General features: G+C 59.2%; 19 protein-coding genes. 15 read left to right on the top strand and 4 right to left on the bottom strand.

Features of this window, described 5'->3' with window-relative positions:
- Window positions 1-9 precede the first annotated feature (9 nt).
- The 5 genes from PM3016_RS19885 to PM3016_RS40865 all read left to right on the top strand — a co-directional run bounded on the left by PM3016_RS19885 (window position 10) and on the right by PM3016_RS40865 (window position 8644).
- Window positions 10-885, top strand: a complete 876-nt coding sequence (locus tag PM3016_RS19885) for a carbohydrate ABC transporter permease (RefSeq protein WP_013918301.1) — start codon at window positions 10-12, stop codon at window positions 883-885.
- A gap of 52 nt (window positions 886-937) precedes the next feature.
- Window positions 938-2521, top strand: coding sequence for an extracellular solute-binding protein (locus PM3016_RS19880; RefSeq protein ID WP_013918300.1), 1584 nt, complete (start codon window positions 938-940; stop codon window positions 2519-2521).
- Window positions 2522-2618: 97 nt separating this feature from the next.
- Window positions 2619-4865 carry a helix-turn-helix domain-containing protein gene (locus PM3016_RS19875; protein ID WP_014370682.1) on the top strand — a complete coding sequence of 749 codons (2247 nt, stop codon included), beginning with the start codon at window positions 2619-2621 and terminating at the stop codon, window positions 4863-4865.
- 10 nt (window positions 4866-4875) lie between these two features.
- Entirely contained in the window at window positions 4876-7221 is a 2346-nt protein-coding gene (locus PM3016_RS19870) for a glycoside hydrolase family 95 protein (protein ID WP_014370681.1), read from the top strand.
- A complete protein-coding gene (locus tag PM3016_RS40865) occupies window positions 7196-8644 on the top strand; it encodes a calcium-binding protein (protein ID WP_014370680.1) in 1449 nt (482 codons plus the stop codon). The genes PM3016_RS19870 and PM3016_RS40865 overlap by 26 nt, the downstream gene beginning before the upstream one ends.
- A gap of 181 nt (window positions 8645-8825) precedes the next feature.
- On the opposite strand, the gene rarD is transcribed toward PM3016_RS40865, so the two are convergent.
- Window positions 8826-9716: an EamA family transporter RarD gene (rarD, locus tag PM3016_RS19860; RefSeq protein ID WP_013918296.1), complete on the bottom strand. Its 891-nt coding sequence runs from the start codon at window positions 9714-9716 to the stop codon at window positions 8826-8828.
- A gap of 166 nt (window positions 9717-9882) precedes the next feature.
- Between rarD and PM3016_RS19855 the strand changes: the two genes are divergently transcribed.
- Complete coding sequence (locus PM3016_RS19855) at window positions 9883-10641, top strand: alpha/beta fold hydrolase (RefSeq protein ID WP_014370679.1); 759 nt, start codon at window positions 9883-9885, stop codon at window positions 10639-10641.
- 119 nt (window positions 10642-10760) lie between these two features.
- Here the strand turns inward: PM3016_RS19855 and PM3016_RS19850 are convergent, their stop codons facing one another.
- A complete protein-coding gene (locus PM3016_RS19850) occupies window positions 10761-11405 on the bottom strand; it encodes a GntR family transcriptional regulator (RefSeq protein WP_014370678.1) in 645 nt (214 codons plus the stop codon).
- A gap of 274 nt (window positions 11406-11679) precedes the next feature.
- Here PM3016_RS19850 and PM3016_RS19845 point away from each other — a divergent pair, with 274 nt between their 5' ends.
- From PM3016_RS19845 to PM3016_RS19810, 8 genes are all read left to right on the top strand, one after another.
- Window positions 11680-12585, top strand: coding sequence for a phosphate/phosphite/phosphonate ABC transporter substrate-binding protein (locus PM3016_RS19845; protein WP_013918293.1), 906 nt, complete (start codon window positions 11680-11682; stop codon window positions 12583-12585).
- A gap of 20 nt (window positions 12586-12605) precedes the next feature.
- A complete protein-coding gene (gene phnE / locus PM3016_RS19840; RefSeq protein ID WP_014370677.1) occupies window positions 12606-13409 on the top strand; it encodes a phosphonate ABC transporter, permease protein PhnE in 804 nt (267 codons plus the stop codon).
- A complete protein-coding gene (locus tag PM3016_RS19835) occupies window positions 13409-14215 on the top strand; it encodes a PhnE/PtxC family ABC transporter permease (RefSeq protein WP_014370676.1) in 807 nt (268 codons plus the stop codon). Before phnE ends, PM3016_RS19835 begins: the two co-directional genes overlap by 1 nt.
- A gap of 13 nt (window positions 14216-14228) precedes the next feature.
- Window positions 14229-15011: a phosphonate ABC transporter ATP-binding protein gene (gene phnC, locus PM3016_RS19830; protein WP_013918290.1), complete on the top strand. Its 783-nt coding sequence runs from the start codon at window positions 14229-14231 to the stop codon at window positions 15009-15011.
- A 63-nt stretch (window positions 15012-15074) separates the two neighbouring features.
- Window positions 15075-15878 (top strand): tyrosine-protein phosphatase, encoded by an 804-nt coding sequence (locus PM3016_RS19825; protein WP_014370675.1) that lies wholly within the window; start codon window positions 15075-15077, stop codon window positions 15876-15878.
- Window positions 15879-16480: 602 nt separating this feature from the next.
- Window positions 16481-17410 carry a glycosyltransferase gene (locus PM3016_RS19820; protein WP_014370673.1) on the top strand — a complete coding sequence of 310 codons (930 nt, stop codon included), beginning with the start codon at window positions 16481-16483 and terminating at the stop codon, window positions 17408-17410.
- Between the two features lie 14 nt (window positions 17411-17424).
- Window positions 17425-18606, top strand: coding sequence for an NAD-dependent epimerase/dehydratase family protein (locus PM3016_RS19815; RefSeq protein ID WP_014370672.1), 1182 nt, complete (start codon window positions 17425-17427; stop codon window positions 18604-18606).
- 59 nt (window positions 18607-18665) lie between these two features.
- On the top strand, window positions 18666-18866 hold the full coding sequence (locus tag PM3016_RS19810; RefSeq protein ID WP_013918286.1) for a hypothetical protein: 201 nt from the start codon (window positions 18666-18668) through the stop codon (window positions 18864-18866).
- Window positions 18867-18939: 73 nt separating this feature from the next.
- Here the strand turns inward: PM3016_RS19810 and PM3016_RS19805 are convergent, their stop codons facing one another.
- On the bottom strand, window positions 18940-19698 hold the full coding sequence (locus PM3016_RS19805; protein ID WP_014370671.1) for a hypothetical protein: 759 nt from the start codon (window positions 19696-19698) through the stop codon (window positions 18940-18942).
- Window positions 19699-19936: 238 nt separating this feature from the next.
- Here PM3016_RS19805 and PM3016_RS39965 point away from each other — a divergent pair, with 238 nt between their 5' ends.
- A complete protein-coding gene (locus PM3016_RS39965) occupies window positions 19937-20359 on the top strand; it encodes a hypothetical protein (RefSeq protein WP_014370670.1) in 423 nt (140 codons plus the stop codon).
- Between the two features lie 116 nt (window positions 20360-20475).
- On the opposite strand, the gene PM3016_RS19795 is transcribed toward PM3016_RS39965, so the two are convergent.
- On the bottom strand, window positions 20476-21144 hold the full coding sequence (locus PM3016_RS19795) for a stalk domain-containing protein (protein WP_014651457.1): 669 nt from the start codon (window positions 21142-21144) through the stop codon (window positions 20476-20478).
- Between the last annotated feature and the right edge of the window lie 177 nt (window positions 21145-21321).

The raw sequence follows: 21321 nt of genomic DNA, 5'->3' as shown, positions 1-21321 counted from the left end.
GACCATCGGATGACCCATAGAAGCATAGGCGATAAACTGTTCGATACCTGCAATTATATCCTTCTCAGCGGCTTGATGATCGTCACCCTGTATCCGTTCCTGTATGTGCTCTTCGCTTCCCTCAGCACCCCGTCGGAGCTCGTGAAGCATACCGGCATTTTGTGGAAGCCGGCCGGGTTCTATCTTGAAGGCTACAAGCTGGTGCTCAAAAACCCGATGATCGCGGTCGGTTACAAAAATACGCTGTTCTATGTGACGGCCGGCACGGTGCTCAATGTTTTTTTCACGGCGCTGTTCGCCTTCGTACTCTCCCGCCGGGACTTGTATTGGAAGAAATACATGATGATGATGATCGTCTTCACGATGTTCTTCAGCGGCGGACTGATCCCCGAGTATATGCTGATCAAGAATCTGGGGCTGCTGGATACAAGATGGTCGCTCATCGTCCCCGGGCTGATCGCCACCTGGAATCTGATCATCATGCGCACCTCGTTCCAGTCGATTCCCTATGAGCTGGAGGAAGCCGCGAAGATGGACGGAGCTTCGGACTGGACGGTGTTCGCCAAGGTGATCCTGCCGTTATCCGTACCGCTGCTGGCCGTCATGGTGCTGTTCTATGGGGTGGCCCATTGGAACGCCTGGGCCAGCGCTCTCATTTACTTGAGAGACAGAGACCTCTTCCCGCTGCAGCTCGTCCTTCGGGAAATCCTGATCCAGAACAGCACGACGGAGACGACCAATTTGTCCACAGCCAGTGATCCGTTCCTCGGCGAGGTGGTCAAGTACGCCACCATCATCGTGGCCACCGTCCCGATCCTGATCGTATACCCCCTCATTCAGCGGCACTTCACCAAGGGGGTCATGATCGGAGCGCTGAAGGGCTAGGCGGATCAGCCGGTAAATCAGGAGACCGAAATGACAGGAGGGTCAATCAAACATGAACCGTAAACCCATCACACCGTGGATGCTCACCCTTGCGCTTGGACTTGGAACCATCACCGCCTGCTCGAACGCGGACGAGGTGCCGGCTGCGGAAGGAGAAGACGGCAAGCCTGCGGAGCTTACCTTCTTCATGAACACCAACCTCACGGCCAAGACGGTCAAGGGATTCGAAGAAGTGGAAGCCTACAAAGAAATTCAAAAGCGGACGGGCACGAAGATTACGTTCCAGCAGCCCGGTGACGGCTCCCAGTTCAATATTATGCTCGCTTCGGGCACGTATCCCGACATTGTGTATGCCCCGAGCAGCTACCCCGGGGGGTTCGCCAAGCTGGTGGAGGATGGAGTGGCCATCAAGCTCAACGATCTCATCGAACAGCATGCCCCGAACTATAAAAAAATCCTGAACGAGCACCCCGAGATCCGCAAGCAGGTTGCACTCGATGACGGCACCATCGCGAAGTTCCCGCAGATCGATATCGACCTGCACCGGATTGCGTACTCCGGTCAGATGGTCCGAGAAGACTGGCTGAACAAGGTCGGACTGAAGCCGCCGAAGACGATTGACGAATGGTATACCGTGCTGAAGGCATTCAAGGAGAAGGATCCGAACGGCAACGGCCAGAACGACGAGATTCCGCTCGGCGACCGGGGAGACGGACTGGGCAGCATCGGCTCCTTTGCCACCGGGTGGGGGCTGCTGGCCGATAAGTTCCATCTCAGCCCCGCGACGGGGAAGGTGACCTTCGGACCGCTGGAGCCCGGCTACAAGGATTACCTCACCACCATGAACAAGTGGTTCAAAGAAGGCTTGATCGATTCGGAGTTCGCTGCAACGGACCGCAAGGCGTTCGATGCCAAATTCGTCAAAAACACGGTCGGCGCCTACGGCGGCGTCATCTCCGGAATCAATTCCTACAAGGACCAGATGAAAGGGAGCATCCCCGACTTCAAATTGATCGGCCTTCCTCCGGCGGTCGGTCCGGCGGGCAAGTCCTACAGCAGCCACGTGCAGATGGTCCAGAACGTTCCGCTCGACGGCGCGTTCGTCAGCTCGCAGGCCAAAGATCCCGCAGCGGCGGTGAAGCTGCTTGACTACATGATCGGGCCGGAAGGCAGCGACCTGCAGAATTGGGGAATCGAAGGCAAAAGCTACAAAGTCGAGAACGGGAAGAAGGTCTACACGGACGAGGTCTTCAAGAATCCGGAAGGCTTCGAACCGACGGAAGCGGTGAAGAAATACGCCCTGCCTACTTCCGGCATGGTGAAGGTGATGGACTTCCACGCCTGGGCGGCCTTCGAGCTCCGCTATCCGGAAGCGGCCGAAGCGAACGAGACCTGGTTCCAGGCCGACCGATCGCTTTTGATCCCGCCGCTGTCCTTCAGCGGGGAAGAGAGCCAGAAGCTCGGCAGTATCATGAGCGAAGTCAATACGTATGTCAAAGAGATGTGGATCAAATTCATTATGGGCTCCGAGCCCTTGGCCAATTATGACCAGTTCACGGCGACCCTGAAGAAGATGGGGATCGAAGAAGCGATCCGGATTCAGCAGGCGGCCTACGACCGCTACCAGAAGAGATAAGGATTGGAATGGCGGGTGAAGGCAGGGCCTCCTGCCTGACCTGGACTAAGCCGCCGCGCTCCAAGCGTGAAGCCCTTGAACAGAAAGGAGAGACCGTATGGGGAAGACCCGTGCTTACCGCATCTTTACTACCTTCCTGCTGTCGTATCTTCTGATCCTGCTGCTGCCGGTGTCCGGATTGACCTTCGTCGTCTACCATGCCTTCGTGAACAAGCTGGAGGAGGAGACGGTGCAGGGGAATCTCAACACCCTGGATAAAGTCCGCTACGCGATGGACGAGCAGCTGAAGCGGCTGGAGGACACGACCTACCAGATGATGCTGGAAGACAACCGTCTCTCCCTGTTCCGGGTTTCCGGCGACCATGGGTATAAGGCCTGGGGGATCGTGAATGAGCTCAAACGCATCCAGAAAATGAACCCCTTCCTTCATGAAATCTGGCTGTACTACCGGGGAGAGGCATCCGTGTATACGAGCAGCAGCATCTATGCGCTCCCCATGCTGGCCGACCAGATCTATCAGTTCGACGATTGGAGGGAGGAGGAGCTGTCGAGGGATCTGAACTCCCTGTCCGAGCGAGTGATCAAGCCGCCGGCGAGCGATCGGATCGGGGGGGAGCGGTATATGCGGGTCATTGTTCCGGTCCTGCCCTACCGGAATCAGCCCTATGCGTCAGTCGTCTATCTGATGAAGGAAACCGCGATCCGGCAGCTTCTCTCCAATCTGATCCCCACAGGCGGCTCGACCTGGATTCTCGATCCGGAGAACCGGCCGATCGCCGGCGTGGGAACGATCAGCGAAACAGAGGCGGAGAAAGTCAGCAGCATCACCGCTTCAGCGGTGGCTCCCGGCTCCCGGAAGGTTACCGTGGGAGGGGAGGAGCACTATGTCTTCTCCATCCGCTCCAAGCAGAGCGGATGGACTTACGTCACCCTTATACCCGTCAGGCTGGTGATGGGCAGGCTGGCTCAGGCCCAAACCCTGTTCCTGTACGGAGGGGCCGCCGTGCTTGTCCTCGGAGCGCTGTTCGTCTTCCTCGGCATGCGCTGGAATTACCGGCCGATCCGCCAGCTTCAGCGGGAGACCGAGCATATCCTGACGCCCGAGGGGCCGGCGCTGAACGAGCTGGAGACGGTCCGTTATGCGATTACCTCTCTGGCCACCCGCAACCGGCTGCTGGACGAGCGGGTCAAAAGCCATGCGGCGGCGGCCAAGAAGCAGCTGATCTTCTCGCTGGTCAAAGGGGAATTTGGATCGGAGGAAGAGCTTCGGCTGCATGCGGACGAGATCGGACTGCCGGTCCCAGGATCACGGTTCCGGGCTGCGATACTCCATCTGGCTTCGGCTGGAGGAGATAACGACCGGGAGATCGGAGTCGAGACCCTGGAAGCGCTGCTGCAATCTCATCTTCCAGGTTATGCAGCCGAGCACATGGAGACCGGAAAATACATCCTGATCCTGATGACCGACGGCCTCGGCGACGAGGAGGTCCGGCAGGCCGTCCTGGCGTTCCGGGAGAGCTCTCATGCTGTCTGGAGCGGGTCCGCCACGATCGGTCTCGGGCAGGAGTGCGGGCTTACCGGACTGCCGAGATCTTACCTGGAAGCCAACACGGCTATCGAATACCGCTTCATCCAAGGGCTGAACCGGATCATCGATTTCGGGGTCATCCCGACGGACCTGTCGGTCACCCCTTATCCAAGCGCCGAACTGGAGCACCTGGACCAATCGATCCGGGCGGGGCAGTCGGCGAAGGTGGAGGCCTCTTTGTCCGCCATGCTCAAATATGTGAGGGGCAGCCAGCCGCCGCTGCTCGTTGTCCGCAGCCTCTGCCTGGAGATCATCCGTACGGTGAACAGGGCGTGGGACGAACTCGGACTGCAGGAGCAGAGCTCGTCCGTCTTTCCGGATGTGTTCGCCCTGGAACGGCTGGATACGCTGGACGATTTTGAAGGGCTGATCCGTTCGGTATGCAGTGATCTCTGCGGCGCCTTCCGGAGTGCGCAGGGGGTGGAGGCGCCGCTGCGGACCCTGGATCTTATGCTGGAGTACATCGGGGAGCATTACCGGTCCTGCGACTTCTCGGTACAGGGCATGGCCAGGCACTTCGGGATGGCGGTTCCCAACCTCAGCCAATATTTCAAGGACCAGACGGGCGAGACCCTGCTGGACTATACGACCCGCCTCCGGATGGAGAAGGTGAAGGAGCTGCTGGTCAGTCAGGACCTGCCTCTGAAAACCATCGCCGAGCAGGTCGGTTATCATAATGTATCGAGCTTCATCCGCAGATTCAAGCAGCTCACGGGTGTAACCCCTGGTGAGTACCGCTTGCAAATGAAGATATAGGAGGCACCGTATGGAACAGCATACGCTTTGGTTCAGACAACCTGCCAAGGATTGGAATGAAGCCCTGCCGCTCGGCAACGGCAGACTGGGGGCCATGGTGTTCGGCCTTCCGCGGAAGGAGCGGATTCAGCTTAATGAAGATACCGTATGGTATGGCGGCCCGGTGGACCGCCATAACCCGGATGCACTCCGGTATCTTCCCGAGATCCGGGAGAAGCTGCTCTCCGGCCGTCTGGCGGAGGCCCACAAGCTGGCGGCCATGGCGCTGTCTGGCATACCGGAGAGCCAGCGTCATTACATGCCGCTCGGCGACCTGTGGATCACCATGGACCATCCGCCGGGAGAAGCCGAGGAGTACAGGAGGGAGCTCGATCTGTCGAAAAGTGTGGCGGGCCTTCATTACCGGATCGGTGATACGGCGTTCATTCGGGAGACGTTCATCAGTCATCCGGACCAAGCGCTGGTTCTCCGCCTTCGCGCCGACCGGCCGGGAGCCATCGGCTTGACCGCCCGGCTGGACCGGGGGAAGAGCCGGTATTTGGACGAGATCGAAGCCGCAGGACCGAACGTGCTTGTCATGCGCGGGAACTGCGGCGGGAAGGGCGGATCGGACTTCCGGGCGGCCCTCCGGGCGGATGCCGAAGGCGGGAGCGTACGGATCATCGGCGAGCACCTGATCGTGGAGGGAGCGGATGCGGTCACCCTCTATCTGTCCGCCGCCACCACGTTCCGGCAAGAGGATCCCGAAGCGTACTGCCTGAACACCCTCTCGTCCGCGGCCGCAAGGGGATACGCATCCCTGCTTGAGCGTCACACCGAGGATTACCGCGGCTTGTACGACCGGGTTCAGCTGTCGCTGGAGCTCCAAACGGATGAGGCCGCCGCTGCGGCGGTGCTGCCGACGGATGAACGGCTGGAGCTGGTGAAGAAGGGCGGGGAAGACCCGGGCCTCATCCCGCTGTATTTTCAATACGGCCGATACCTGCTCATCAGCTCCAGCCGGCCCGGGTCGCTTCCGGCCAACCTGCAGGGCATCTGGAACGAACAGATGCGTCCGCCGTGGGACAGCAAGTATACGATCAATATCAATACGCAGATGAATTATTGGCCTGCCGAATCGTGCCATCTCTCCGAGTGCCACGAGCCGCTGTTCGATCTTATTAAGCGGATGAGCGAGCGGGGCAGCCGCACGGCCGAGGTGATGTACGGCTGCCGCGGGTGGACCGCCCACCACAATACGGATCTCTGGGGGGATACCGCGCCCCAGGACATCTACCTGCCGGCCACGCATTGGCCGCTTGGCGGAGCCTGGCTCTGCCTGCACCTGTGGGAGCATTACCGCTTCGGCGGGGGCACGGCACGGCTGGCCGAGTTCTATCCGGTGATGAAAGGGGCCGCAAGATTCCTCCTCGACTACATGATCGAAGCAAAGGACGGTCACCTGATCACCTGTCCTTCGGTGTCGCCGGAGAATACCTACATTCTGCCGAATGGGGAAAGCGGAACGCTGTGTGCCGGCCCGGCCATGGATTCGCAGATCGCCCGCGAGCTGTTCCAGGCCTGCCGCGAGGCTGCACGGGAACTCGGCACGGATGAAGACTTCCGCTCGGAGCTGGAGCTGGCGCTGCAGCGTATTCCGCTGCCCCAGGTGGCCGAAGGCGGCTATCTGCAGGAGTGGCTCGAAGATTACAAGGAGAAGGACCCGGGCCACCGGCACATCTCCCATCTCTTCGCCCTTCATCCCGGGACGCAGATCACACCCGCGCGGACACCCGAATGGGCCGCCGCGGCCCGGCAGACCCTCGTCCGGCGGCTCGCGAACGGCGGAGGCCATACGGGCTGGAGCCGGGCCTGGATCATCAACTTCTGGGCCAGGCTGGGGGACGGCGAAGAGGCTTATGGGCATATGCTGGAGCTCTTCCGGAAGTCCACGCTGCCCAATCTGTTCGATAACCATCCGCCGTTCCAGATCGACGGGAACTTCGGCGCAGCGGCGGCAGTCGCCGAGATGCTGCTCCAGAGCCACGACGGCACTCTGCACCTGCTGCCCGCGCTGCCGAAAGCCTGGCCTGCCGGCCGGATCAGCGGCCTCCGGGCACGCGGCGGCTTCGAGGTGGATCTGTTCTGGTCGGACGGGAGCCTGACGGAAGCGGTCATCCGGTCGGTAACCGGGCAGCGGCTTGAGGTCCGCTATGCATGCCCTCTGGTACTTGCCGATACCGGGACAGCCATTCCAGGGAGCGGACAGCAGTCCCGGCGATGTTTTTTGGCTGAAGCGCTATTCCTCAAGAAAACTTTAACCCGGCCGCCTGTGGGCTGTGATAAGCTGGATGCAGGAATGGAGTATCGTTCCTAATCTGGTGTGGAAGGCTGGTGTGCAGCGCATGTCGGATCTGGAGCGGCTTAGGCCGGTGATTGGCACGAACGGGGATGATGTACTGACCGCAGCGGCGGAAGGGGGAGACCTCCTCTTCGGCTTGGACGGCAGGGATACGCTGATTGCCGGCAGCAGCGGGAATTACCTTGACGGCGGCCTGGGGGATGATCTGTTCCAGGTGACGGGTTCCTCCAATGCCTCGTATGGGGGAGACGGCAGCGACCGGTTCGAGGTGAGCGCGAATCAGGACGTCATCCTTGGCGGTGGCGGCGATGACACGGTGGAAGCCTATGGGAACGGCAATGTCATTGCCGGCGGGCAGGGATCGGACCTTATCATGCTCTATGGACAGAGCTCACTGATCGCAGGCGGCTCCAGCAGAGACGTCATTGCCTTGTATCAGCTGGACAGCGGACTGCAGAATGACAACCGGATCACCCTGGGGGACGGTAATGACAGCGTGAATGCGTATTACCAGGATGGTCTGATCGTGGAAGGCGGGGAAGGCGACGATCAGGGCGACCTGCTCTACAGCAGCGGCACCTTGTGGCAGGGGGGCATCGGCAATGATGCGATTCAGCTCTACTTGACTTCCGGAGGAAGCTATCACGGAGGTGAAGGTGCGGACTCCTTCATCGACCGGGCGAATGACGGCTACTCCGAGGGCATCAGTGAAGGAAACCGGTATGACGGGGAGGCGGGGAATGATTTTTTTGATCTTCTCGGTTCCGGGCATACGGCGTATGGCGGCCTAGGGGACGACCGTATGTATGGGGTCGTGAGCAGTTCAAGGTTCTACGGGGAGGACGGGAATGATTGGCTCGACGCAGGCATCATCGGCGGGGCGAGTACGGAGCTGCTGCTGGATGGCGGCACAGGTAACGATGTGCTGGTCTCCGGAGGGGTGGGCAACACGCTCCTGGGCGGTGCTGGGATCGATACCCTGTACCTCAGCGGATTTCATCAGGAACAGAGCCTCGATAACCTGCTGATCGGCGGCGCCGGGTCCGATATCTATGTGATCGGTCCCGACTTTGACCGGAGCACGATCCGGGAGGAAGGGCTTGCCGGCGAGACGGATACGGTGACGCTGTTCTCGGAATTCCTGGCATCGGGTACAGCGGTCACCCGCAGCGGGGACGATCTGATCATGTCGCTCGGTGAGTGGAACGCCGTGGAGCAGGTGCTGACCTTCGAGCGATTCTTCGAGAGTGCGGCGCACCGGGTAGAACGGTTCGAGTTCGGCGACGGCACGGTCTGGACCGACACCGAGGTGGAGCAGCTGGTCCAGGCCGCGGCGGCCGCACCGGTTGTAACGGCCGGAACCGCAGGTACGGCGGATCCTTCGCCGGACCAGCTGCAGGAGCTGGTGCTGGCCGCTGGCCTGGGATCGAATGGATAGGTGAATTCGGGGGACCGTGGCGTTCAAGGCAAGAGCCGATCTGAATTCCCGATATAACTGGTAGCGCTTACACTGGGAAGAATAGAAATGAAAAAGCCCTCCTTCCTGCCTGAGCGCAGGGGAGGGCTATTGGGCTTACGGGCAGCCGATGAACCTGCTGCGTCACGGTTTGGCCTGCCTCTCAGGCCGCTTTCTTCTCCCGCCGCGCAAGCTTCGAGCTGCGGAATGTTACGGCCGAGTAGAGGATCAGGGCCAGCCAGATGAGGGAGAAGCTGACGAGCTTGCCTGCCGTGAACGACTCATGGAAGACGAAGACCGCCAGCAGCAGGCTCGTCGTAGGAGCAACGTACTGGATGAAGCCTACCATGGAGAGGGGCAGCAGCTTCGCTGCGCTCGCAAACAGGAACAGCGGCAGTGCGGTGGCGGCTCCGGACAGCAGCAGCATCGTCATCGAGAACGGAGTTAACGTGAAGAAGGTCCCTGAGCCTCCAGCCTGCATATAGCCCAGGTACATGATGGCGAGCGGAAGGACGATGAGCGTTTCCCACAGGAGGCCGAGCAGTACGTCGAGATTCGCCATCTTCTTGGCGAGACCGTACAGAGCAAACGAGACGGCCAGGCTGAGTGCGATCCAGGGGATGCCTCCGAACTGAAGGGCCATGAGCAGTACGCCGCAAGCCGCGATTAGAATGGAGATCCACTGTCCGCGCGAGAGCTTTTCCTTCAGAAAGATCACCGCGAACAGCACACTGATCAGCGGGTTCATGTAATAGCCCAAGCTGGTTTCGATCACATGCTCATGGTTCACGGCCCATATGAATAAGACCCAGTTCAGGCTGATCGTTACCGAGCAAAGAAGGACGGAAATCAGGCTGTTCCGCGAAGAGACGACGCTGAGCATGTTCCTCCACCGTTTGGCTGCGGCGGCAAGCACGGCCACAAAAACAAAAGACCAAAGCACCCGGTGGGCCAGGATTTCCCACGCGGACATCGATTCGAACAAGCGCCAATAGAGCGGCAGCAGCCCCCACATCAAGTAGCAGAGTATGCCGTATACAATTCCTTTGTTCATGATGAATCTCCTATAAATAAGTAAGTGCACTGCCTGCCTATTATAAACCTAACACCGGTTCATTACTAGGTGCTAATCATAAATTGAGATTTATAATTGACTAAACGTTCATTCAAAGAATACAATGAGAAGGTAACTCATTCCACAGCGTACGGAGGGGCTGCCGATGGATTTATATTATGAAATCGCAGGTGTTGGAACGCCGCTTGTTCTTCTTCACAGCGGAGGAGCGGATCTGCGGGACTGGACGTGGGTTACGCCGGTGCTGGCACAGCAGTATAAGGTCATTGCCCTGGATGGGCGGGGCTGCGGACAATCGCCGAATCCGGCGGAGGAGCCGCCCGACTATGTCGATGACCTGCTTCGGGCGCTGGATCATCTGGGGCTTCCTCAGGCGGTGATTGCCGGGCATTCGATGGGCGGGCAGATTGCGGCCGAATTTGCGCTGAAGTACCCTGAGCGGGTGACGAAGCTCGTGCTGATCGCGCCCGGGCTGGCGGGATTTGCCCACAGTCCGGAGTTCCTGGGGTGGATGCGGAGGATCCGGGAAGCGGCCCCGGATGTGGACCGCATGATGGAGATCGCCTTGTCCGGTCCTTCGTACCGGATCGTGATGGCCGGGCCCCGCAGGGAAATGATGGAGCGGATGTGGAAAGAGAATACGATAAAGATGATGCAGTGGGGCACATGGGAATCGGTATGGCCGCAGCCTCCGGCGGCGGAACGGCTGGGTGAGCTGGCTGTTCCTGCCCTGTTCATCCTGGGCAGGGAGGACGTACCGGATCTTCACCGGATTGCCGAGTGCTTCCGGGCCGTACCGGATATCCGCTTTGCCTGGTTGGAGGGGGCGGATCATAAACCGACCTTGACGCATCCCGAGGAGATTTGCCGCCTTATCATCGAGTTCGTGGAGGGCCGCAACTGAGGCCTCTTGGCCAATGCGGCAGGAGAAAGCTTGCTGACACGGCTGCCCATATCTACCTGAAATACCCCGTCTTCGAAGCCGAAAACGGGGTATTTGCTTTGCAATGGATAAGAGCATCATCACATTTGACCCTGTAAAGCTCTGCGCCTGGCCTCCATATTGGCTCCATGCAGAACCTCCTTGGCCCTGCCGTAATCTCCGGCCTCGATAGCCTGATAGACGGCTTGGTTCAGCGGCGTCATGGAAAAGTGGGGGCTGGCGGGCGTCAGGTTGTAATTCACCATGGCCGACTGCTTGAACCTGTCACCTAGGGAATCAATCACCCGAAGCATCATCACGTTTTGCGCCCCCTGAATGACCCCGCGGAAAAAGGCAAGCCCATGATCGATATAAGCGCTGTAGTTCCGCTGCTCGGTCGCTTCGACCTGCAGACGCAGCTTCTCGCCCAGCACCCCAAGATCATAGGATGCATTCTTTTCCTGACTCAGGTCAAAGCTGCTGATTTGCAGCGTCAGGATCAGTTCGAACGTATCGAGCATCTCCCTGAAGGGGATCTCCTTAACGAGAACCCCCCGGTTTTTGAGCGCGAGCAAATAGCCCTCCTGCTCAAGCCGGGACACCGCCGAACGGATAGGCGTGCGGCTCATCCCGATTTCCGACGCCAATTCATTCTCCGAGAGCACGGTTCCGGGCATCCGCTGTCCCTTCAGAATTTGTTCGCGAATATATTGATAGGCTGTTTCCACCATCGAGTTTGCCGTCATCTGTTCAACCCTGTCCTTTCTTCGTTGTCATCTGATATTTGAATAAACGCGCATTGTCCTTAAAGGACAGCGAAGCCGTTTAACTCGTTTCCAGCCTGCTTCCATACTACAGTCCGTATCCGGCCTGCGCAAGTTCTCCTCCGGAAGGGACAGACTTCTTTACAAACTCTTTGCTTGGGCTTAACACCGGCATAACGGTTCGCGGTTATCCTAATCTTGTATCCAGGTTGTATCCAAGGTACGGATTTGTTACCATTCCAGGGAGGGACAAGTAATGAAACAATGGATGTTACTGCTGACCGTCTTCACCGTGGTCGCAGCGATGATAACGGGGTGCGGCCCGCAGGCGGCGTCCGCGCCGGCCAAATTCGTCATCGCCTATCTGCCGCAGGAATCGGACACGCAGACCCAGCAGACGTACAAGGCGTTCGAGACGAAGCTGTCCGAAGCGATCGGCATGCCGGTGGAATCTTACAAGGCGACGAGCTACAATGCAGCGATTGAAGCGATGAGGAACAACAAGGCGGACATCGCGATGTTCGGTCCGTTCTCCTACATCGTGGCGGTCGAGAGAGCAGGCGTTGAGCCCATCGTCGGGGTAACGATCCCGGCTATGACAGAGTCGCCGGCATCCGTCATTATCGTACCGAAGGATTCGCCGATCGAGAAGCTGGAGGACCTGAAGGGCAAGACGTTCGGCTTCGTCGATCCGGTCAGCACCACCGGCCATCTGTTCCCGAAAGCGACGCTCGTCAAGAAGCTCGGTTTGACGGCAGAGGAGCTGGACACCTCGTTCTTCAAAAGCGTGCAGTTTGCCGGCAAGCACGATAATGCCGTGATCGGCGTCGTGCGCGGTCAGTACGATGCGGCGGCTATGTCTGCCATGATCCCGGACATGCTCGTACAGCGGGGCTTGATCGAGAAGGATTCGTACCGTATTCTTGCGTCCAGCGAAGCGATGGCGCCCGTGACGCCGCTGGCGATCCGCTCCGGCATTCCGCAGGAGACGAAGGAGAAGGTGAAGAGCTTCCTGCTCGGTTACCAGGACCCGGCCTACTTCAAGGCCGTGATGAATTCCGATCAGGCCAGGTTCGTTGAGGTGAAGGACAGCGCCTTCGACCCGGTCCGTGAGACGGCGAAGCTGCTCCATCTCAGTCCGGAGCAGCTGCTCAACCACTGACGCCAAAGGAGATCTGCAGCATGTCCAAACCAACCATGATCCCCATCAGGACACCCAACCGTCCGAAGGGAAGAGCAGGGAGGCGGGCTCTACTTGCGGCCCTCGTCCTGCTCACCGCCTTCTCGCTGGTCTACATCCGGTTCGATGCGGCCGAGTTTCTGCTCGGCATCCCGATATTCATCCGGTTCCTGTTCGAAGACTTCCTGCCTCCGAATCCATCCCATCTGCAGGGATATCTCAAACCCGTAGCCGATACGTTAATCTATGCGGTTATCGCCACCTTCTGCTCTTCGGTGCTCGGCGTGGCTCTCGCCCTGCTTATGGCCCGGAGCACGACGCCCCATCCGGCCGTGAGAACGGTGCTGCGCGGGCTCCTATCGCTGCTCCGGAACATTCCTTTTCTGGCGTGGGCTTCGCTGCTTGTCGTAATCTTCGGCGTGGGCACCACAGCGGGTCTGATCGCGCTCATCCTGTTCGGCTGCGGATTTCTCGCCCGGCTGTATGCGGAGTCGATCGAGGAGCTCGACCGGGACAGCATCGAAGCGCTGGAAGCATGCGGGGCCACGTACGGCCAGCGGATCCGGCACGCCATTATTCCGCAGTTCCTGCCGGCCTTCTATTCCTGGACGCTGTTCATGTTCGAGATCAATATCCGCGCCTCCGCCGTCCTGGGGCTGGTCGGAGCCGGCGGGATCGGAAGCCTGATCAAGCAGACGATGGACCTGTTCCAGTACGGGAAAACATCCATGGTGATCACGATCATGATCGTCATGATCCTCGCCGTCGAGCTTGTCACCAATCAGATAAGGAGGCGGATCATCTGATGGCCGCACGCCATATTCGCAAAATTCCGATCGCCCACAAGGCCACACAGCGTCAGCAGCGGATGCTCGGGATCGTCTCGCTGCTCCTGCTCGGCATCAGCCTCTACTTCGCTGAGCTGGACGTGAAGCAGCTGGCGGCCGGACTGGACCGCCTGCCTGCTATCGGAAAACAGCTGGCACAGCTGTCGTTCGCCAATGCCGGGGAGCTGCTGCGCGAGCTCGTCACCTCCATTATCGTGGCCTTTCTGTCCGTGATCTTCAGCGTCGCCGCAGCGCTGTTCCTCGCTTTCCTGGTCGCGGAGAATACGGCACCGAACCGGCTGGTCGGACGAAGCCTGAACGCGGTGTTCGTCATTATCCGGACCATCCCGACGACAATCTGGGTGCTGCTTGCCGTCGCCAGCATGGGCTTCGGCCCGATGGCCGGCGTTCTGGGTCTCATGTTCCCTACTGCGTCGTACCTGATCCGGACCTTCGCTGCGCAGATTGAAGAAGCGGGCGGTGAGACCATCGAAGCGATCCGCTCCGTCGGCGGGACCTGGTGGCACGTCATCGCCAAGGGGATGCTTCCCACGCTGCTTACGGCCTTCCTTGCCACGACGGCGTTCCGCTTCGAAATCAGCGTGGCGGAATCGGTCATTCTCGGCATGGTCGGTGCAGGAGGGATCGGTTCGCTGCTGCAGGGCTACATCAGCTACTACCAGTTCGCGGACCTGTCGCTCGGCATTCTGATGGTATTCTTCACGATGTTCCTGCTGGAGATGGGAACCGTACGGATCCGCAAGCGGATCGCCAAACAAGGATAGGGAGGCGCCAGTGATGACAACCAAACCGATTCTGGAGATCAAAGGACTCCGCAAACAGTATGCGACCGGCACCTGGGGACTGAACGGAATTGACCTGACCGTACAGCCGGGGGAATTCGTAGCCGTGATCGGACCGAGCGGAGCGGGGAAATCGACACTGCTTCGCTGCATGAACCGGCTGATCGAGCCGACCGAAGGAACCGTGACGTTCCTCGGGGAAGATGTCGTGCATGCGGGCAAAAAGGGGCTGCGGCGCATCCGGGCGGGGATGGGGATGATTTTTCAGCATTACAATCTCGTCTACCGCTCCAGCGTGCTGGAGAATGTGCTGCACGGCCGTCTCGGGTACATGGGCTCGGTCGCAGGCATGCTGAGCCGGTACCGGGAGGCGGATAAGGAGGAGGCGATCGCACTTCTTAAGAAGGTCGGGCTGGAGAACGAGATCTACAAGCGTGCGGATGAGCTGTCCGGCGGCCAGAAGCAGCGGGTCGGCGTCTGCCGGGCGCTCGCCCAGAAGCCCTCGCTTATCCTCGCCGATGAGCCGATCGCATCGCTGGATCCGAAGTCATCGAAGACCGTCATGGACGCCATCCATACGAACTGCCGCGAGCAGGGCATCGCCTGCCTGGTCAATCTGCACCAGGTGGACTACGCCAAAGCGTATGCGTCGCGGATCGTCGGCATCAAGGCCGGACGCATTGTATTCGACGGGCCGTCCGAGCATCTGACGAACGATATCACCCAGTATTTGTACGAAGGCAAGGAGCACGAAATGTTCCACAAAGCGGCCATCTGATGGTTTTGAGGCGGCACACTTTTACATTGAAATTCCATTCAATAACTAGGAGAGGGTGCGGACATGACCCATTATGCAATCGATCCGGTAAGCCGGATCATTCCTTACCAGGGTGCGAATAATTTCCGGGATATGGGGGGCTATGAGACGGAGGATGGCCGGCGGGTCAAATACGGGCTGTTCTTCCGCTCGGCGGAGCTGCATGGCCTCACGGAGAACGACCTGCTGCACCTGCACACGCTCGGCATCAGGACGGTGCTGGATTACCGTCATGAGCAGGAAGCGGCACTGAAGCCGGACCCGGCCATTGCCGGCGCAGTCTACGAGTGTATCCCTGCGTTCGCGGCCGATCTGCCGATAGCTGCGGCGCAGAGCCATACGATGGAGGAGCTGCTTGGCGGCGCTCAGACGGGAGGCTTCGGGCCGGAGATGCTGGCCGGATTCTACGCGAAGCTGCCGTTCGGCAACGCTTCTTACCGCCGGCTCATGGACCTGATTCAGGAGCCGGAGCGGCTCGGACTGCTGCATCACTGCGCGGCGGGCAAGGACCGCACCGGTGTGGGCTCAGCCCTGATCCTGCTTGCGCTGGGCGTGCCCGAGGAGACCGTGATGCTGGACTATCTGCTGACCAACGAGGGCCTCGCGTCGTTCAAGGCGGAAATCCTGGCGCGCATCGCTCCTGCACTGGATGAGCGGGCCCTGCAGGGATTCCAGGCCATCATGGCGGCGAAGCCCGAATACCTGAATGCGGCGCTTGATGCGATCAAGGAGCGCTACGGCAGCTATGAAGCGTACTTCGAGCAGGAATACGGGCTGACGGCCGGGCGGCTGGATGCGCTTCGCTCCTATTGTTTGGAAACCATATAAGCATTGCACGGAATGCCGCCGATCGGGCGGCATTTTTGCGTTTGCGAGAGAAGCGGAATCGGTACAAAGCCCCAGGTCGGGTGAGACCTCGGAAGGACCGTAGGGGACAGCGGGGCGCGCAGTCTGTCGAAGATCAGGGTTCCGGAGCGAACCGCCCGGCCCCCGCCCGAATGACTGAAGTCAATGCGGAAAGTCATGTAGCCTCATATGCGCTTCCTATGCCCTGCGGCCGATCTTCTGCCAATAGAGCGGGGAAGGGCTGCAGGCTTCCTATGGCCGCGCGGGATGGAAGGGAGGATCTCTTTTTCCCATTTCCGGAACAGGACCGGTCAGGCAGCGGGTCCGTCAACCTACCCGGCCGCTGATGTGACTTCGTCACAATATCGAATGACGCCGTCATATGAATCCGCTTCCAAATCCCTAAGGCACAGATCATGCCGTTCCGGTAAAAAGGGGGCTGGGGAAGGGGTTTGGAGTTACAGAAAATGGTAGAATGGTCGGCGTGCCCGGTGGGAGCTCCAACCCATGACAGCCGGAAGCGGCGGTGGTAGCATGAGAACCACGAACAACGGAGCTGCTGAAGCCAGTAAGGAGAACCGCACATGAATCTCGAACCGATGATCAGCATTATCCTCCCCGCTCGCAACGAAGGGGACCGCATCGCCCGCACCCTGCAGTCGATCGCGGACGCCCGGATGACCGGCTGCGAGCTGGAATTCGTCGTCGTGGACGACGCCTCCGACGAGCCGCTCACCGCGGACCTGCCTCTGTCCGCCCCCCGCACCGTGCTTCGCGTGCTCCGGCTGGAGCAGCAGGCCGGTGTGCCGGGAGCACGAAATTACGGTGCACGCGCCGCAAGGGGAGACATTCTTTTCATTACCGATGCCCATGTCGAGTTCAGCCGGGGCTGGGACGTGGAGGTGCTCCGGCATCTGGACGACGGACGCATCCTCGGGGCCACGATCTGCGACACGGTATCGAGCTTCCGCGGCTACGGCTGCAGTCTCATCGTGCCCTTCATGGGCACGCAGTGGAACCGGGAGCTGCCGGCAGGCGGGCCGCCGCACATCCAGATTGCTTCGGCGGCAGGTACGGTGCTGCCCCGCGCCCTCTTTGAGAAGCTCGGCGGCTATGACGCCGGCATGCGGCTGTACGGCGGGGCGGAGCCGGAGTTCAGCGTCAGGGCTTGGCTCAGCGGAGCGGAGATTGTCTCGGTGCCCGGGCTGCAGGTGCTCCACCGGTTCAAGACGAAGCCGGAGATCGAGCGCTTCCTCCTAAACTTGAAGCCTCACATGCTGCACAATAACCTGCGCTTCGGTCTCCTGTATCTCAGCGAGCCGGCATGCCTGCAGATGCTGCGTTACTACGCCGTGCTGTATCCGGAGTTCATCCGGGAGGCGGTCAGCCAGGTGGAAGCGGGCGACTTCCGCGAGCGCCGTGCGCTGCTTGAAGCGGAGCTCGTTCACGATCTGGCCTGGTTTATCCGGCGGTTCAACGTGCTTGACCAGTCCGGCGCCCGCATTTTGGAATAGAGGGGATGAAAGTTATGAAAATACTAATCGCCGGCGCGGACGGCTATCTGGGCTGGTCGCTGGCCCAGGCCCTTACGATCCGGGGACATGAAGTGGCGGGCGTGGACAACGGGTTCCGGCGGCAGTGGGTGGAGGAGATGGGCTCGTGGAGCGCGATTCCCGTCGCCGGGATCAAGGAGCGTCTGCAGGCGTTCCAGGAAAGGTACGGCCGGGAGCTGAAGTACTGGGAAGGGGACCTGCGCAGCTATCCTTTCGTCGAGGAGATCGTCCGGGAATTCCGGCCGGACGCTGTGGTTCATCTGGGCGAATGCCCTTCGGCGCCTTATTCGGCCATCGATGTGGAGCATGCGGTGTTCGTGCAGACCAATAACCTGACTTCCACGTTCCATCTGCTGTTCGCGATGAAAGAGCACGTGCCGGACGCCCATCTGGTTAAGCTGGGCACGATGGGGGAATACGGAACGCCGAACCTTGATATCCCGGAAGGCTTCTTCGAGGTCGAATTCCGGGGAAGGAAGGACCGGCTGCCGTTCCCACGCCAGGCGGGCTCGTGGTACCACTGGAGCAAGGTGCACGGCTCCAACAACGTCATGTTCGCCTGCAAGCTGTGGGAGCTGGCGGCGACGGATATCATGCAGGGCGTCGTGTTCGGCACGCATCTGGAGGCCATGGGCAGCGACGGACGGCTCGCAACCCGGCTGGACTTCGACCAGGCGTTCGGCACCATCGTCAACCGGTTCTGCTGTCAGGCGGTCATCGGACACCCGCTGACGCTTTACGGTTCGGGGCACCAGCAGAGAGGCTTCCTGCCCTTGGAGGATTCCATGCAGTGCCTCACGCTCGCTGTCGAGAACCCGCCCCGCAAGGGGGAGTACCGTGTGCTGAACCAGTTCCAGAACGTGTACCGCCTGGATGAGTGGGCGAACAAGGTCGCCTCTGTGGCGGAAGTGCTGGGGCTGCCGGTGGAGATCCGGCATGTGGAGAATCCCCGCCGGGAGCTGGAAGAGCATCACTACCGGCCGGATCATGCGGAGCTGCTGCGCCTCGGCTACCAGCCCTCGCAGGATGTCGACCGGGAGCTGGCGGGCATGATCGCCAGGCTGAAGCCCTGGGCGGAGCGCATCCGGGCGAAGGAGGCGGTGCTGCTCCCCGATATCCGGTGGGATGGGCAGCGCAGCCGTGTGGCTTACCGCTGAATGTAAGGAAAGCCGGCCTGCCGTGAGGCCCCGGCTGCGGGAAAGGAGGTGAGAAACCTATGACAACTGCAGTCAACACGCTGCTGTCCCAAATCGCCGGCAGCCCAAGCACTCTGTCTGCCCTTACGGAGCAGCCCGAACAGCTCGGCGCCAAGCTCGGCTTCAACGCAGCCCAGCTCAGCGCGCTGAGAAGCGCAGACCGCTTCGAGCGTCCGATGAGACCGGTCACGTTCACTACCGGAACGACGATTTCGGTGTAAGGGGTTTGCACTCATGCATTAGTAAGCAGGAAAGAGGCTGCCGGCCGGCAGCCTCTTTTCGTGCTTTTCGCCATCAGCGGGGATAGGGCGGTTCGGTTCCCTCACTGCCTTTGGCTGTCATGGAGCTGCGGGTCACCTCATAGATATCCCGGCATTCTCCTGCCTCCATGCCGCTGCGCCAGCGTTCGATGAAGTGCACCTCGTATGTCCCTTTCTCAGCGGATGGCCAAACCGCCGTCTCGCGCTCCACCTCGTATTCCCCCGCTTTGACCTTCACGGTTCCGGCTTCCTTCGGGAACAAATCCGTAATCGTTCCTGTCGATGATGTGGCGAATCGGACCGCTTCTTCCGCAGTGAAGTCCTTCTCCGGAGGAGAAGTGAGAAAGATACTCCAGCCGATCAGCGCCATGAGGAACAATGGGGCCGCCAAGAGGGACACTATCACTTTGCGTCGAAGCCGAGGGCCCAGCAGCTTGATTCCCCGGTCGATCATGAAGTACAGCAGCGCAGCCGAAGCTCCATAGATGCTGAAGAGGGAGGAAGACAGCAGCGCGCCGAAGAGAAAACCGAAACCGGTATGCAGGAAACCGGAGATCAGATATTCAGCCGGACCCTGAAATTTGAACCTGGCGGTGAATGCATCGATCGCCAGCGAAACCAGTGATCCGTACAAGAAGGTTGAGGGAACCACATAAACCCCCACGATAGAAGCCCAGCCGAAGTAGTCTCGGAGGGCGTACGGACTGTTTGTGCCCACGGCATAGGGCAGGGATAACACCAGGATGAAGAACATGGAGGTGAAATAGGCGCTTGCCCATTTTCTTACAATCATGCTTGATTCCCCCTTCCGTACGGATAGTCCTCTGCCTGTCGGGGCGTACGAGCTGACATTCCTTCCTAATCTGACGAATCTTTCAAGCCGAAAGTTCCAGGGAGCACCGGACTTAAGGTATAATCGACGCAGCGGGATCATAGACCATACCAATCAACCAAGCAAAAACCCGATTACATACTTCTCGGCCATCAAGGTTACATTCAGGCTGTACGGTATCTATTTGCTGATTACAGGGATGTTGGACATCATCCTTTGGCTGCCCGGCGCTTTGATTTTATCCGATTACACGCTTCCTCATCTGGCTGCCAAGTCAGGGGAGGCTCTCGAAGGAATCGCCCAGGCCTTGGTGGGTGCGGGCTTGCTTATTTATGCCCCACGGTTCGCACGCCGGATGGCCGAGCCGGAATTGGAAATAACACCACGCGAAGACCAATGGGTCATCATGGTGGAGATCTTCTTGAAATTCATATTGTCTCTTATCATGTTCCATCTGCTGGTTAAAGGTACGATGGCTCTATTGCTTTTGCTTATGCTGGGACTTATGAAAACATTCGATGCGGGAGTAACGATTCAATCGATTATTCCAGTCCTTTTCTTGATCATCTGCTTTGCACTGTATAAAAAAGCATCGAAACTCGCCGAGTGGATCACGAAATAAAAAAGAGGACCGAACAGGGAAGCCTGTCCGGTCCTCTTGCTGTATGCTGCATCAGCTGCATCATTTCTGCACGGCCGAAGTACCTGTCTATCGGGAGCGCGGCCTACCAGGCATGATTACTTATAGTAGGAGGTGGTAAGAGGGACAAAGATGCCGTTCAAGCCCTGTCTATTCTCATACTTGTAGAACACGACTACTCTCTCCTGCCCGCTGATATTCACTTCGATGGTCTTCAGCCCGTCTGCCGCCGTGATCGTATCCTGTTTGAGGAGACGGCCGTTATCATCCTCCACTTTCAACTGCACATCGGCCCCAAGGGCGGCTGCCTGAAGGTAAAGCGTCTGGTATTTTTCTTTGGGATACAGCGAGAAGTTGGATCCGTTATTGATCGTATCCCGGATGACTTCCTGGTAATCTTTATTCTTATATTTCGTTAAGCCCGGATCTTTAATCGCGCTGGAGAAGGTCTGAACGGCGTTGACCGGCACGCCATCCACCTTTTCCCCGAAGAGCACGCTGTTCGTGGCCGCGTCATAATCCACAGCTACATTCAAAGCGCTCGCAATCGCCCTGGCGGGCAAATAGGTGCTGCCATCGTATGTAATCGGAGTGACAACGCTTCCCTGCTCGTCGAGCAGCTGAACCGTTTGGCCGTTTACCTTGACTTTAATATCGTTGTTCAAATAGGCCTTGATTTCTTCCAGGTTGGCCCCGGCATACACTCCGGCCCCCGCTCCGAACAGAACGGATAACCCCATAACGGAAACCATCATCATTTTCCTCATCGAATGACTACTCTCCCTCAGCCTCGTGTGGCGACAAAAAATTCGTCCCCCATACGAGTATAGGCCTGTCCCATAAACATATCAAGGGTTTATTGCCAAGCTCATCCATGCATGACATAAAGCCAGGCACAGTATCCGTGCCGGATACAGAAGGTCTTCAATATTTTACCAATATAG

Source organism: Paenibacillus mucilaginosus 3016, from assembly GCF_000250655.1.
GTDB lineage: Bacteria > Bacillota > Bacilli > Paenibacillales > NBRC-103111 > Paenibacillus_G > Paenibacillus_G mucilaginosus.
The sequence above is the reverse complement of the archived record's forward strand: the minus strand, read 5'-3'. Positions and strand labels throughout refer to the sequence as shown.